The 13,280-nt window shown below is 72.0% G+C and carries 12 protein-coding genes; 9 read left to right on the forward strand and 3 right to left on the reverse strand.

Annotation, left to right across the window (positions count from 1 at the left end; all coding sequences use genetic code 11):
• Nucleotides 1-209 precede the first annotated feature (209 nt).
• Nucleotides 210-1,064 carry a phosphotransferase enzyme family protein gene (locus BJY16_RS16135; RefSeq protein WP_185040247.1) on the forward strand — a complete coding sequence of 285 codons (855 nt, stop codon included), beginning with the start codon at nt 210-212 and terminating at the stop codon, nt 1,062-1,064.
• Between the two features lie 22 nt (nt 1,065-1,086).
• Entirely contained in the window at nt 1,087-1,581 is a 495-nt protein-coding gene (locus BJY16_RS16140) for a polyadenylate-specific 3'-exoribonuclease AS (RefSeq protein ID WP_185040248.1), read from the forward strand.
• Here BJY16_RS16140 and BJY16_RS16145 read toward each other — a convergent pair.
• Nucleotides 1,568-2,224 (reverse strand): TetR/AcrR family transcriptional regulator, encoded by a 657-nt coding sequence (locus BJY16_RS16145; RefSeq protein ID WP_185040249.1) that lies wholly within the window; start codon nt 2,222-2,224, stop codon nt 1,568-1,570. The two genes, BJY16_RS16140 and BJY16_RS16145, sit on opposite strands and share 14 nt — an antisense overlap.
• Before the next feature lie 95 nt (nt 2,225-2,319).
• Between BJY16_RS16145 and BJY16_RS16150 the strand changes: the two genes are divergently transcribed.
• The 3 genes from BJY16_RS16150 (at nt 2,320) to proC (ending at nt 5,994) form a co-directional block, all read left to right on the forward strand.
• On the forward strand, nt 2,320-3,807 hold the full coding sequence (locus BJY16_RS16150) for a DHA2 family efflux MFS transporter permease subunit (RefSeq protein WP_185040250.1): 1,488 nt from the start codon (nt 2,320-2,322) through the stop codon (nt 3,805-3,807).
• Nucleotides 3,808-4,091: 284 nt separating this feature from the next.
• On the forward strand, nt 4,092-5,120 hold the full coding sequence (locus tag BJY16_RS16155) for a 6-phosphofructokinase (RefSeq protein ID WP_185040251.1): 1,029 nt from the start codon (nt 4,092-4,094) through the stop codon (nt 5,118-5,120).
• A 61-nt stretch (nt 5,121-5,181) separates the two neighbouring features.
• The gene (gene proC / locus BJY16_RS16160; RefSeq protein ID WP_185040252.1) at nt 5,182-5,994 is read left to right on the forward strand and encodes a pyrroline-5-carboxylate reductase; all 813 of its coding nucleotides are present in this window, start codon (nt 5,182-5,184) and stop codon (nt 5,992-5,994) included.
• Nucleotides 5,995-6,367: 373 nt separating this feature from the next.
• Here the strand turns inward: proC and BJY16_RS16165 are convergent, their stop codons facing one another.
• Nucleotides 6,368-7,045, reverse strand: coding sequence for a DUF429 domain-containing protein (locus BJY16_RS16165; protein ID WP_185040253.1), 678 nt, complete (start codon nt 7,043-7,045; stop codon nt 6,368-6,370).
• 84 nt (nt 7,046-7,129) lie between these two features.
• Entirely contained in the window at nt 7,130-7,600 is a 471-nt protein-coding gene (locus BJY16_RS16170; RefSeq protein WP_185040254.1) for a glutathione peroxidase, read from the reverse strand.
• Between the two features lie 168 nt (nt 7,601-7,768).
• Between BJY16_RS16170 and BJY16_RS16175 the strand changes: the two genes are divergently transcribed.
• The 4 genes from BJY16_RS16175 (at nt 7,769) to BJY16_RS16190 (ending at nt 13,279) form a co-directional block, all read left to right on the forward strand.
• Complete coding sequence (locus tag BJY16_RS16175) at nt 7,769-9,253, forward strand: glycosyl hydrolase family 18 protein (protein WP_185040255.1); 1,485 nt, start codon at nt 7,769-7,771, stop codon at nt 9,251-9,253.
• Nucleotides 9,254-9,315: 62 nt separating this feature from the next.
• Entirely contained in the window at nt 9,316-10,707 is a 1,392-nt protein-coding gene (locus tag BJY16_RS16180; protein WP_185040256.1) for a class II 3-deoxy-7-phosphoheptulonate synthase, read from the forward strand.
• The gene (locus BJY16_RS16185) at nt 10,700-11,719 is read left to right on the forward strand and encodes a threonine aldolase family protein (protein WP_185040257.1); all 1,020 of its coding nucleotides are present in this window, start codon (nt 10,700-10,702) and stop codon (nt 11,717-11,719) included. The genes BJY16_RS16180 and BJY16_RS16185 overlap by 8 nt, the downstream gene beginning before the upstream one ends.
• Nucleotides 11,720-11,764: 45 nt before the next feature.
• Complete coding sequence (locus tag BJY16_RS16190; RefSeq protein WP_185040258.1) at nt 11,765-13,279, forward strand: IPT/TIG domain-containing protein; 1,515 nt, start codon at nt 11,765-11,767, stop codon at nt 13,277-13,279.
• The last annotated feature ends 1 nt before the right edge of the window (nt 13,280 follow it).

Consider the following 13,280-nt stretch of genomic DNA (forward strand, 5'->3'; position numbering starts at 1 on the left):
GCGTCGACCCCGGCCGGCGTCGGCCCCACGACGCGAACGATCACTCTTAGCACACAGCACGCTTCGAACGCCATTTCTACACCGGACATCGACACATGCCTCGTCAGATCATGTCGCTTCGGTCGCTTTCTGTAAACACCCCATCGCCTTCTGTGATTGTCGCCCACGCTGTCCGTCGGATTTGACTGGTGTGCCGCGATAATCCCGCGGTGCCGGAAGACGACATCGTGCGCACCGCTCTCCGCGAGCAGTGGCACCTCGCCCCGTCCGAGATCACCGAGCTGCCACGGGCGGTGATGTCCCGCGGCTGGGAGGTCACCGCCGGGCCGGACCGCTACGTGGCCCGGCTGGCCGAGACCGCCGCCCGGCTGCCGGTCGAGGCCGGCCTGGCCGCCGCCGTCCACCTGCGCGGCGTGCGGATCGAGGCCGGTGAGCCGGTCCGCACCCTGAGCGGCGCGCTCACCGTGGAGACCCCGCACGGCGCGCTTGCCGTGTTGCGCCGGGTACCCGGCCGGCACCTGGACGGTGCCGACCCGGTCGACCAGCAGTGGTGGGGCGAACGGCTGGGCGCCGTGCACCGGGCCCTGGAGGGCTTCCGGCATCCCGGGCTGAAGCCCTGGCAGCCGCTCGACCCGGAGGCCGCGCACCTGGACGCCGAGCCCTGGCTGCGCGGGGCGGTCGCGGCGGCGGTCACCGCGGCGACCCGGCTCACGGTGACCGACCGGCTGACCTACGGGGTGCTGCACGGCGACCCGGCCCCGGAGGCGTTCGTGCTGGACGCCTCGACCGGGCGGTCCGGCCTGCTGCACTGCGGCGCGTGCGGGACCGGCCCGCTGGTCTACGACGTGGCCGCCGCGGTGATCTACGCCGGTGGCCCGGAGCGGGCCGCCGAGCTGCTCGACGGCTACCGCGCGGCTGGCCCGGTGGCGGCCGACGAGCTGGAGGTCGCGCTGCCGGTGCTGCTGCGGCTGCGCTGGGCGGTGCTGGCCGAGCGGTCGGCGCGCCGGCCCTGCCCGACCGGGCTGGCGGCGGCGCGGGAGGCCCTGGAGTCCATGCCCGGATGACGATGGGCGAGGATGTACCGCGATGGTCTACCGCTATTTCTACGACTGTGAGTTCATCGAGGACGGCCGGATCGTCGACCTGGTCTCGATCGGTGTCGTCGACGAGTTCGGCCGCGAGTTCTACGCGGTCAGCACGGAGTTCGACGACAGCCGCGCCGTGCCCTGGGTGCGCCGCAACGTGCTGGACAAGCTCCCGTCGCCGGCCGACAAGGCGTGGCGCAGCCGGGAGCGGATCCGCGACGACCTCTACGAGTTCCTGATCGAGCCGCTGCGCGGGCGTGGCGAGCAGATGGAGCTCTGGGCGTGGTACGCGGCGTACGACCACGTCGCGCTGGCCCAGCTGTGGGGCGCGATGCCGGCCCTGCCGCGGGAGATTCCCCGGTTCACCAAGGACCTGCGGCAGCGGTGGGACGACCTCGGGCGGCCGGCGCTGCCGGAGATGGCCGGGCGGCACGACGCGCTTGTCGACGCGCGGCACAACCTGGCCCGCTGGCAGCGGATGATCAGCCCCGCCTGATCCGCGGCACGCAGTCGTCGACGATCGCCTCGACGTCCTCCTGGGTGGTCGCCGGGCCGAGGTCGCCGTTGTCCGGCCGGGCCCGCAGGCCGTCGATGATCAGCTCCAGGAAGCGGCGGTAGACGGCCGGCCGGCGGGCGCTGCTGTGCTGGGCCAGCTCGGTCACGGTCGCCATGATCACCGGCAGGTCGTGCAGCCCGACGTCGGCCCGCAGCGTGCCCTCCGCGTGCGCCCGGTCGATCAGCTGCTGGACCAGCGGCACCAGGTGGGCGCCGACCTCGGCGAAGTGCTGCTTGTCCACGCCGACGCAGAGCGCCGCGTCGCGCAGCCCGCGGTCGACCGCGTGCATCTCGATCGAGCGGCGCAGCATCATGGTCAGCCCGTCCCAGCCGGACGGGAGGGCCAGCGCGTCCTCGGCCAGCGAGACCAGATCCTCCAGCCGGTCGGCGAAGAGCGCCTCGATCAGCGCCTCCTTGGTGGGGAACCGCCGGTAGACCGTGCCCACGCCGACGCCTGCGTGCTGCGCCACGTCGTCCAGGGTCGCGGCGAACCCGCGGGCCGCGAAGACGTCGTGCGCGGCGTGCAGGATGCGCTCCCGGTTGCGCTGCGCGTCGCGGCGGAGCGGGCGGGCCGTCTCGGTCATGTGGTGCAGCCTACATCTAAGCGGAGGCAACTCCTCAACTTCCGGTGCTAGCCTGCCGAAGTGGAGGACGTACCTCAACTTTCCGAAAGGGCATCATGAGCACCCTTCTTGATCGACCACAGGGCGCCGGGGTTAAGGCGCCCGGTGACACCGGCCGCTGGTGGGCGCTGGTGGTGCTCGCGCTGGCCCAGCTGATGGTGGTGCTGGACGCCACGATCGTGAACATCGCGCTGCCCACCGCGCAGGCCGACATCGGCTTCTCGGACGCCGACCGCCAGTGGGTGGTCACCGGTTACGCGCTCGCCTTCGGCAGCCTGCTGCTGCTCGGCGGCCGGCTCTCCGACTTCTTCGGCCGCAAGCGGATGTTCCTCATCGGCCTGATCGGTTTCGCCCTGGCGTCCGCGCTCGGTGGCGCCGCCGGCAGCCTGGAGATGCTGATCGTCGCCCGGGCGCTGCAGGGTGCCTTCGGCGCGGCGCTGGCCCCGGCCGCGCTGTCGCTGCTCTCCACGACCTTCACCGAGCCGGCCGAGCGGGGCAAGGCGTTCGGCATCTTCGGCGCCATCTCCGGCGCCGGCGGCGGCATCGGCCTGCTGCTCGGCGGCGTGCTCACCGAGTACGCGTCGTGGCGCTGGTGCCTCTACGTGAACCTGGTGATCGCCGCGCTGGCCGTGCTCGGCGCGCTGGTCAAGCTCAAGGACGAGCCGGTCGCCGCGCACGGCAGGATCGACGTGCCGGGCACCGTGGCCGCCGTGATCGGCCTGGTCGGCCTGGTCTACGGCCTGGGCAAGGCGGAGACCGACGGCTGGACGGCCGGCTGGACGCTCGGCCCGATCGCCGTCGGCGTGCTCGCCCTGATCGCGTTCGTGCTGATCGAGCGCCGGGTGGCGCACCCGCTGCTGCCGCTGCGAGTGGTGCTGGACCGCAACCGCGGCGGCTCGTACGCCTCGATCGCGATCGCCGGCGCCGGCATGTTCGGCATCTTCCTGTTCCTCACCTACTTCCTGGTTTCGGTGCTGCACTTCACCCCGGTCAAGACCGGCCTGGCGTTCCTGCCGATGCTCGGCTCGGTGATGCTGACCGCCACCACGGCCGGCTCGTTCCTGGCGCCGAAGATCGGCCCCCGCCCGCTGGTCCCGGTCGGCGCGCTGATCGCGGCCGGCGGCATGGTCTTCCTGACCCGGCTCCAGCTCGACTCGACCTACGCCGGCGGGGTCCTGCCCGGCCTGATCATCATCGGTCTCGGTCTCGGCCTGGTCTTCGCGCCCACGCAGAACGCCGCCACCTCGGGCGTCGAGCACCGGGACGCCGGCGTGGCCTCCGCGATGATCAACACGGTGCAGCAGATCGGCGGCTCGATCGGCACCGCGCTGCTCAGCTCGTTCGCCGCCACCGCGGCCAGCGACTACCTGGCCGGCAAGCAGCGCACCCCGCAGCTGATGGCGCAGGCCGGGCTGGAGAGCTACCACACGGTGTTCTGGTGGTCGGCCGGCTTCTTCGTGCTGGCCGCGGTGGTCGCGGCGGTGCTGTTCCGCACCGGGCCGCTGGACGTGGACCCGGACGCGCCGCCGGCGATGGCGCACTGACCCGATGGTGCTGAGGGCCCGGCCGCGCGGTGCGGCCGGGCCCTCGCTTCGGCGGGGTTGCGGGTGGCCCCGCGCCCAGCTCGGTGCGGAGGCCGAGGCCCTGGGCGCGGTCGAGTCGTTGTTGTCACTGGGAAGGGCCGCGTAACGCGGCCCGGCGGGCGGAGACTAGAGTTCGCCTTGCGGCTCGCCCCGGGCCGGCAACGCTGCCGACGAAAACGCTTCCGGGGATTCTCACGGGCTATCTGCATCTCGCTACCCGTTTCAGGGGAAGGACGAGGAGAAACATGCGTATCGGCGTGCTCACCGGTGGCGGCGACTGCCCCGGTCTCAACGCGGTCATCCGTGCCGTGGTCCGCAAGGGCGTGACCGCTTACGGCCACGAGTTCGTCGGGTTCCGCGACGGCTGGAAGGGCCCGCTGGAGGGCCTGACGAAGCCGCTGGGCATCGCGGAGGTCCGCGGCATCCTGCCGCGCGGCGGCACGATCCTGGGCTCCTCGCGCACCAACCCGTTCAAGATCGAGGGTGGCGTCGAGAAGATCAAGGCCAACCTGGCCGAGCAGGGCGTCGACGCGCTGGTCGCGATCGGCGGCGAGGACACCCTCGGCGTCGCGACCAAGCTGCACGACCTCGGCGTCAACGTGGTCGGCGTGCCGAAGACGATCGACAACGACCTGAACGCGACCGACTTCACCTTCGGCTTCGACACCGCGGTCAACATCGCGATGGAGGCCATCGACCGGCTGCACACCACCGCCGAGTCGCACCACCGCACCCTGGTCGTCGAGGTCATGGGCCGGCACGCCGGCTGGATCGCGCTGCACGCCGGTCTCGCCGGTGGCGCCAACGTGATCCTGCTGCCGGAGCGCAAGTTCGACGTGGAGCAGGTCGCCACCTACGTGACCAAGCGCTTCCAGGTGGAGTACGCGCCGATCGTCGTGGTCGCCGAGGGCGCCCAGCCGCTCGACGGCCAGATGGTCCTGCACAACCAGGAGCTGGACAGCTTCGGCCACGTCCGCCTCGGCGGCATCGGCCAGTGGCTGGCCGAGCAGCTGGAGGAGAAGACCGGCAAGGAGGCCCGCACGGTCGTCCTCGGTCACATCCAGCGCGGTGGCACCCCGACCGCGTTCGACCGGGTGCTCTCCACCCGCTTCGGCCTGCAGGCGATCGACGCCGTGCACGAGGGCGACTTCGGCAAGATGATGGCGCTGCGCGGCACCGACATCGTCCGGGTCCCGCTGATCGAGGGCACCGGCGAGCTGAAGACCGTCCCGCTCTCGCGGTACGAAGAGGCCGAGGTCTTCTTCGGCAACTGATCGTGTTCTGATGAGGGCCGGCGTCGTGTGCGCCGGCCCTCGTTCATGAACGGAGAACGCGTTGACCCAGCAGACCGTCGCGATGCTCGGCACCGGCAAGATGGGCGAGGCCGTCCTGGCCGGCCTGCTCCGGTCCGGCCGGTCCGCCGACCGGCTCCTGGTCACGGTGCGCCGCCCGGCCCGGGGCGCCGAGCTGACCGAGAAGTACGGGGTCACCGTCGTCACCACCGCCGAGGCGGCCGAGCGGGCCGACGTCCTGGCGATCGGCACCAAGCCGCAGGACGCGGGCGCGCTGCTCGACGAGATCCGCCCGTCGCTCGCGCCCGGCAAGCTCGTCGTCTCGCTCTGCGCCGGGCTGCCGACGAGTTTCTTCGCCACCCGGCTGCCCGAGGGCACCCCGGTGATCCGGGTGATGACCAACACCCCGGCCCTGGTCGGCCAGGCGATGACCGCGATCTCCCCGGGCGCGCACGCCACCGACGAGCACCTGGCGGTCGCCGAGCAGATGTTCACCCCGCTGGGCGCGACCGTCCGGGTCCCGGAGTCGCAGCAGGACGCGGTCACCGCGCTCTCCGGTTCCGGCCCGGCCTACTTCTACCTGATCGCCGAGGCGATGATCGAGGCCGGCGTCCTGCTCGGCCTGCCCCGCCAGGTCGCCCACGAGCTGATCGTGCAGACCGCGATCGGCTCCGCCACGATGCTCCGTGACTCCGGCGACCACCCGGTGAAACTCCGCGAAGCCGTCACCTCGCCGGCGGGCACCACCATCGCCGCCGTCCGCGAACTGGAGAAACACGGCGTCCGCGCGGCCCTGCTGGACGCCCTGGAAGCCGCCCGCGACCGCGCCCGCGAGATCGCCGGCCAGGCGCTCTGATCCTCTCCGCAGCCGGGGCCGTTCTCGCACTTCCGGCAGGCGGTGCCGGGCCCGCTTGCCCACCTCCGGCACGCGGTGCTCGCGACCGTTCATTCGCCGGTACGACTCGCAGCCCCGTGGCAGTCGGCGCGCGGTGCCCGGCCCCCGCACGACCGCGGCGCGTGTCGTGCGGGTCCGCCGACCCGCACGGTGACCTACGGGGTTCGGGCGGCTTAGCGGGTTGCGGCCTCGGCTGGTCCTCAGGGGTGTCTCAGCACGGTGGAGGCACCCCTGGGAACCAGCCGGGGCAGGACGCGCGGGGCGGTCCGGGGTGGGGACGGCGTCGCGCGACCGACGGGCACGGGGCTCCGCGTCGTACCGGGAAACGGGGTTCTCAGTACCAGATGGCGATCTTGGAGTTGTTGTCCTCCTCGGGCGGGGAGGGGTAGGACAGGGCGGTCTTGGTGGCGACGCGGTGGGCGGTCCAGGCGACCGCGGCGGCGTCCAGGATGTCGTCCGGCGGGGCCTGGCCGGCCGGGCCGAGCTGGTCGGGCAGCACGATGCCGTGGCGGGCCAGCAGCTCGCGGCGGCGGGCCTGGCCGCTCCAGGTCTTCTTGGCGAACGGGAGCGGCTCGCCGGCCATGGTGCGGAAGGACACCTCCGGGTGCGCCTCGAAGAGCAGGCCGGGGTGGCGCTCCCAGAGCGCGTTCGCCTCGAGCAGTTTGGGGCGCAGCGCCCAGGACTGGCGGCTCAGGCCGGCGCCGGTCAGCTCGCGGCAGAGCCGGTTCGCGGCGGCGAAGTCGGCCTCCATCCAGACCGCGCGCGGCGGCACCCGGAAGACACTGCCGCGCCGCGGGCCGAGCTGGTCGGCGGCGAGCGTGTCGGCGGTGCGCCAGCGGTCCGGGAGCATGCCCAGCGGGATGTCGACGCCGATCACCGCGGCGCCGGAGCTGCCCGCCACGATCTCGTAGAGCGTCGACGCGAGCACGGCGCGGCCGAAGGCGCCGTCGCGGAGCTCGACCCCCACCCAGCCGAGCGCGTAGGCGTCGACGCCGATGACGTGAATGCTCATCGCGTCACCTCCGCTGCGCGCCGGCTCCGCGATGAGCTGACGACGGGGCCAACCGATGCGTTCGCAAGCTCTCTCATCGGCCGCTCAGTGGGGCAGCAGCTTCTCGATGGCCGCGACCAGCTCGGGGTCGTCCGGCGCCACCTGTGGGCTGAACCGGGCGGCGACCGTGCCGTCCGGCGCGACCAGGAACTTCTCGAAGTTCCACTGGATGTCCGGCCCGTCGCCGACCAGCTCGCGGTAGAGCGGGTGCCGGCCGGCGCCGTTCACCTCGATCTTCTCGGTCATCGGGAAGGTGACGCCGTAGCTGGTCCGGCAGAACTCGTCGATCTCCTCGGCGGTGCCCGGCTCCTGGTGGCCGAACTGGTCGCAGGGCGCGCCGAGCACGACCAGGCCGCGCTCGCGGTAGGTGTCGTAGAGGGGCTGCAGCTTGTCGTACTGCGGGGTCAGGCCGCAGCGCGAGGCCACGTTGACAACGAGCAGGACCGATCCGCGGTAGCGGTCCAAATCGGTCGGGCCACCGGTGAGGCCGTCGATGTCGACGTCGAAGATGGTCATGACGAGAGCCTACGCGGTGTAGTGGCGCGAGTGCACGCCGTGTTCATCCCGTGGTCGCTGTTAAAGGAACCTTAAAGGTCTTCATCTCTCTTGACTGGTGTTAATCAATGTGACTACCGTCTCCTCAACCTTCCTTCTGGAAAGTTTCTTAATTATTGAGGAGACCCCGTGGGCAAAACCCTCCGCCGGTCGCTGCTCGCCGGAGCGGTGGTGATCGGCGCTTCCGTGTCGGTTCCGCTCGTCTCGGCGAACGCCGCGGTCGCGTGTGCCCCCGCCTGGTCGGCCAGCGCGACGTACGTCAAGGACAACGTCGCCTCGCAGAGCGGGCACAACTACACCGCGAAGTGGTGGACCCAGAACGAGTCCCCGGCCACCCACAGCGGGTCGTGGGACGTCTGGATCGACAACGGCGTGTGTGGCGGCACCACCACCCCGACCACCGCCCCGACCACCACCGCGCCGACCACGACGCCGCCGACCACCACCCCGACCACGCCGCCGACCACCGTGCCCACCACGGCCCCGACCGGTGGCGCGAGCGGTAAGAACGTCGTCGGCTACTTCGCCGAGTGGGGCGTCTACGGGCGCAACTTCCACGTCAAGAACCTGGTCACCTCGGGCTCCGCGGCCAAGCTGACGCACATCCTGTACGCGTTCGGCAACACCACCGGCGGCCAGTGCTCGATCGGTGACTCCTACGCCGACTACGACCGCGCGTACTCCGCCGCGGAGAGCGTCGACGGCGTCGCCGACACCTGGGACACCGGCGCGCTGCGCGGCTCGTTCAACCAGCTGCGCAAGCTCAAGAAGGCGTACCCGAACATCAAGGTGATCTGGTCGTTCGGCGGCTGGACCTGGTCCGGTGGCTTCACCCAGGCCGCCGCGAACCCGACCGCCTTCGCCAACTCCTGCTACAACCTGGTCAAGGACTCCCGCTGGGCCGACGTCTTCGACGGCATCGACGTGGACTGGGAGTACCCGAACGCCTGTGGTCTGCAGTGCGACGCGTCCGGCCCGGACTCCTACAACAAGGTGATCTCGGCGCTGCGCACCAAGTTCGGCTCCAGCTTCCTGATCACCTCGGCGATCTCCGCCGACGGTTCCCAGGGTGGCAAGCTGGACGTCGCCGACTACGCGTCCGGCATCGCGAAGCTGAACCTGGTCTTCCCGATGACCTACGACTACTTCGGCGCGTTCAACGCCAAGGGCCCGACCGCCCCGCACTCGCCGCTGACCTCGTACACCGGCATCCCGCAGGCCGGTTTCTACTCGGACGCCGCGATCCAGAAGCTGAAGAGCAAGGGCGTTCCGGCCAGCAAGATCCTGCTCGGCATCGGCTTCTACGGCCGCGGCTGGACCGGGGTCACCCAGGCCGCTCCGGGTGGGGCCGCGACCGGCGCCGCCCCGGGCACCTACGAGGCGGGCATCGAGGACTACAAGGTGCTCAAGGGCAGCTGCCCGGCCAACGGCACGGTGGCCGGCACCGCGTACGCCTTCTGCGGCGGCAACTGGTGGAGCTACGACACCCCGTCGACGATCGCCGGCAAGATGACCTACGTGAAGAACCAGGGTCTCGGCGGCGCCTTCTTCTGGGAGTTCTCCGGCGACACCAGCAACGGTGAGCTGATCACCTCGATCAAGAACAACCTGTAGTCATAGTGGGAATGCGGGGCACCGGGTCCAGGCCCGGTGCCCCGCTTTCGTACGCTCTTCCCATGCGCCGAGAGTGGCATCAGCTCAGTCACCCGGGAGTCGCGACCTCCCGGCCGTCCACCGATTCCGCCGAGGACGAGGCCCTGGGTCTCGACCGTTGGCGATCCCTGCCCCGGGTGCAGATGCCGCCCTGGCCGGACATGGACGAGGTCGCCTCGGTCTGCAAGGTCCTGGAGAATGTCCCGTCGATCGTCGCGCCCTACGAGGTGGACCAGCTCCGCGCCCGGCTCGCCGAGGTGTGCGAGGGCAAGGCGTTCCTGCTCCAGGGCGGCGACTGCGCGGAGACCTTCGCCGACAACACCGAGAGCCACCTGCTGGCGAACGCGCGGACGCTGCTGCAGATGGCCGTGGTGCTGACCTACGGCGCCTCGATGCCGGTGGTGAAGGTGGCCCGGGTGGCCGGGCAGTACACCAAGCCACGGTCGTCGCTGACCGACTCGCTGGGGCTGCCGGCCTACCGCGGCGACATGATCAACTCGCTGGACAAGGAGGAGGCGGCCCGGGTCGCCGACCCGCAGCGGATGATCCGGGCGTACGCGAACTCCGCCGCCGCGATGAACATGCTCCGCGCCTACCTGGCCGGCGGTCTCGCCGACCTGCACGGGCTGCACGACTGGAACAAGGACTTCGTCCGGGCCTCGCCGGCCGGCGAGCGGTACGAGGCGATCGCCCGGGAGATCGACCGGGCCCTGGACTTCATCCGGGCCTGCGGGATGACCGACAGCGAGGCGCTGCGGACGGTCAGCCTGTACTGCTCGCACGAGGCGCTGGCGCTGGAGTACGACCGGGCGCTGACCCGGGTCTCCGGCGACAAGGCGTACGGGCTCTCCGGCCACTTCCTGTGGATCGGCGAGCGCACCCGGCAGCTGGACCACGCGCACATCGACTTCATCAGCCGGATCGCCAACCCGATCGGCGTCAAGCTGGGCCCGTCGACCAGCCCGGAGACCGCCATCGAGCTGTGCGAGAAACTGAACCCGGAGAACATCCCGGGCCGGCTCACCCTGATCAGCCGGATGGGCAACGGCAAGGTGCGCGACGCGCTCCCGCCGATCGTGGAGAAGGTGCACGCGGCCGGCGCCAAGGTGGTCTGGCAGTGCGACCCGATGCACGGCAACACCCACGAGTCGTCGAACGGCTACAAGACCCGGCACTTCGACCGGATCGTCGACGAGGTGCTCGGCTACTTCGAGGTGCACCGCGGCCTGGGTACCCACCCGGGCGGCATCCACATCGAGCTGACCGGCGAGGACGTCACCGAGTGCCTGGGCGGCGCGCAGGGCATCGAGGACCTCGACCTGCCGGACCGCTACGAGACCGCCTGCGACCCGCGGCTGAACACCCAGCAGAGCCTGGAGCTCGCCTTCCTGGTCGCGGAGATGCTCCGTGGTTGACCTGCGCTCGGACACCGTGACCCGGCCGACCCCCGGGATGCGGGAGGCGATGGCGACCGCCGTCGTCGGCGACGACGTGTTCGGCGACGACCCCACGGTCAACGCGCTCGAGCAGCACGTCGCCCAGCTCTTCGGGCACGAGGCCGCGCTGTTCTGCCCGTCCGGCACGATGGCCAACCAGATCGCCCTGCAGCTGATCGTCCCGCCCGGCGGCGAACTGCTCGCCGGCGCGGACGCCCACGTGGTGACCTACGAGCTGGGCGGGGCCGCGCTGCTCGGCGGCATCTCCACCCGCACCTGGCAGGCCACCGGCGCCGCGCTGAACGTGGACCGGATCGCCGGCATGATCCGCCCGGCCGGCTTCCCGTCGGTGCCGACCGCCGCGATCGCCGTCGAGCAGACCCACAACCTGGGCGGCGGCGGGGCGATCCCGCTCGCCACGCTGCGCGACCTGCGGGCGATCGCCGACGCGCACCGGCTCGCCCTGCACTGCGACGGCGCCCGGATCTGGCACGCGCACGTCGCCGACGGGGTGCCGCTGGCCAGCTACGGCGCGCTGTTCGACACCCTCGCGGTGTGCCTGTCCAAGGGTCTCGGCGCCCCGGTCGGCTCGCTGGTGGTGGGCAACCGGGAGCGGATCGCCCGGGCCCGGGTGATCCGCAAGCGGCTGGGCGGCGGCATGCGGCAGGTCGGCATCCTGGCCGCCGCCGGCCGGTACGCGCTGGACCACCACGTCGACCGGCTCGCCGAGGACCACGCCCGGGCCCGCCGGCTCGCCGAGGGGCTGGCCCCGCTCGGCGTGGTCGACCCGGCCAAGGTGCGGACCAACCTGGTCCCGCTGGACCTGACCAAGGCCCCGCTGGACGCCCCCGAGCTGGCCGCCGCGGCCGCCCGGCGCGGCGTGCTGATCGCCGCGATGCTGCCCCGGCTGGCCCGTCTGGTGGTCCACCTGGACGTCGACGACGCCGGCGTCGACGAGGCGATCTCGGTGCTCACGGTGCTGCTCGCGTAGTTTTCGCTAAGGGTGCCCGATCGGTTGCCGATGGGTTTCTTTGCCATGGCGAAGACACCTCGGGCCCCTCGGGCCACCGCACTCACCGCCACTGCTCTGGCCGTCGTCGGCAGCGTGGCACTCACCGTCGCTCAGCCGGTCGCGGTTCTCGCCGCGACCGGCAGCCGGGTGGCCGCCGCCGCGGTGCCGGCCGTCAGCACCGCCACCCCGGCCACCGGGGACGCGGCCGGCGGCACCGTCGTCTCGCTGGCCGGCACCGGGTTCAAGAGCATCGACCCGGCCGACCTCGGCTCGGTGCTGTTCGGCACCACGCCGGCCGACCGGATCGTGGTGCTCTCCGACACCCGGCTGATCGCGGTCAGCCCACCGGGCACCGGCAACGTGGTGATCAAGGTGGTCAACGGGGACGGCCCGAGCACCGGCACCTCGGCCCGCTTCGGCTACCGGATGCGGCTCACCGCCGAGTTCGACAACACGCCGGCCAAGGCGAGCGGCGGCACCGAGATCCCGATCGAGGTCACCGGCGGCTCGATGGGCGCCTCGGCGCCCGCGTTCGCCGCCCTGAAGGTCACCGCCAAGGTCGGCGGGGTGAACGCCAGCCGGGTCACCTGGGTGGACGCCGGTCACCTCAAGATCGTCGCGCCGCCCACCACCAGCGCCCGGCCGGCCACCGTCCAGCTGTTCCAGGAGGGCTACGCCGGGCCGGAGTCGACCGGGCTGGTCAACTACTACCCGACCGTCGCCTCGGTCTCGTCCGGCTCGCTCGCCGCCGAGGGTGGGGCCAGCCTGGAGATCCGGGGGACCGGCTTCCTCGCCGTCGACCCGGACGACCCGGCCGCGGTGACCATCGGCGGCGTGCCGGTGACCAGCTTCGACGTCGACTCGGCCACGCTGATCTTCGCCGAGGCGCCGGCCGGGGATGTCGGCACGGTGTCCCGGGTGCAGGTGACCACCGCGGGCGGGACGACGCCCGAGGCGGAGGCGCCGGCCGTGACGTACCGGGGGCCGATGGCCGTGGAGAGCTCCGGGGACCAGTTCCTGCGGGCCGCCGGCGGCGCCCACGTGTTCGCGGTCACCGGGGGCACGCTCGGCGAGACCGCGCGGGACTTCACCGCCGCCAAGGTGACGGTACGGCTGGACGGGGTCACCAAGCTGACCCCGGCGTACGTCGACCCCACCCACTTCAAGGTCACCCTGCCGGCGCTGGCCGCCGAGACCGCCGACCTGATGGTCTTCCAGGACACGCTGGCCGGGCCGAAGGTCACCCTGCCGGTCGCCCCGGTGGTGACCAGCCTGTCGGCGACCAGCTCGCCGCTGGCCGGCGGCGGCACCGTGCAGATCAAGGTGGCCGGCGCCGGCTCGGCCACGGCCACCGACTTCGCCTTCGGCGACAACCCGGCCACCTGCCGGACCACCGGGGTCGGGGCCACCCTGACGTACGTCTGCACCGTCCCGCCGGCCGCCGAGGCCGGCCCGGTGTGGGTCCACTTCACCTCCGGCAACGACGTGGCCAGCCGGTTCACCGCGGCCGCCGCGTTCAGCTACACCGACCTCGACTGAT

Origin of the sequence: Actinoplanes octamycinicus, from assembly GCF_014205225.1 — a bacterium.
Lineage (GTDB): Bacteria > Actinomycetota > Actinomycetes > Mycobacteriales > Micromonosporaceae > Actinoplanes > Actinoplanes octamycinicus.